The sequence below is a fragment of the Paraburkholderia gardini genome, from assembly GCF_907164575.1.
Taxonomy (GTDB): Bacteria; Pseudomonadota; Gammaproteobacteria; order Burkholderiales; family Burkholderiaceae; genus Paraburkholderia; species Paraburkholderia gardini.
Map to the genome: position 1 here is coordinate 1 of NZ_CAJQYY010000070.1, position 865 is coordinate 865.

The following is an 865-nucleotide window of genomic DNA, read 5'->3' on the forward strand; positions in this document are numbered from 1 at the left end:
CTATATGAACGCGTCCCGTTTGCAACAGTTTTCGTGTGTTCGGACAGACAGGATGGGTTGCGGCTCTATATCCGGCCTTGTTGCAGCCGGTCCTGCCGCTGCGGGCCCCTATGAAATCCGCTGACTCGCACCTCATTCTCCTAGCGAGCTCGAAGCTCGAGAGACAATTCAGGTTTAGCGAGTCCTGGTCCTACCTGGCTAGTCATCACACTCGAAACGCTGCGCAACCTTTTGACGTTCACCCTGTGTTGTAAACGTTGATCTTCTACCGCGCGTGGGTCGTTCAAGCCGGCTTCACGCTCACGTAGTCCTTCCGGTACGGCCGATCATGCGCGAGCACGGCCCAGATCGTTCGCGCCATCTTGTTGGCCAGCGCGACGATCACCACATTCGTCGGCCGCCGCTTCTTCATCTGCTCAACCCACTCGCCAGGCTCCTTCGCATGTGTCAGTACGCTGCGCGCACCGTGAATCAGCAACGTGCGCAGATACGTGTCGCCCCGCTTGCTGATCCCGTGCAGGTTCACCTTGCCGCCCGAGCCGCTCTGCCTAGGCACCAGGCCCGCCCACGCGGCGAATTCGCGTCCCGACCGGAATGCCTTCGGATCGCCCATCATCGCTACCGCGGCCGTTGCCGTCAGCAGTCCCACGCCCGGAATCTCGCTAATCGCCCTCACCGCCCGGTCTTCCTTTTTCCACTCGCGCATGCGCCGCTCGATCTCGGCAACCCGCGCGTCTAGCCTCGCCAGTGCGCTCCACTGCTCGCGCAATGTATCGATCAGCGCCGCCGGCAGGCGATCCGCGAGCCGGCCCAGCGCGGCCGGTATTTCCTGGTCCAGCTTCGCTCGTCCCTTGCTCATCACCTC

At 62.4% G+C, this 865-nt stretch carries 1 protein-coding gene; it reads right to left on the minus strand.

The window, feature by feature from the left end; all coding sequences use genetic code 11:
- Positions 1 to 283: 283 nt before the first annotated feature.
- Positions 284 to 865, minus strand: a 582-nt coding sequence (locus LPA34_RS26840; protein WP_228984170.1) for an IS110 family RNA-guided transposase, incomplete at its 5' end; no start/stop codon positions are given.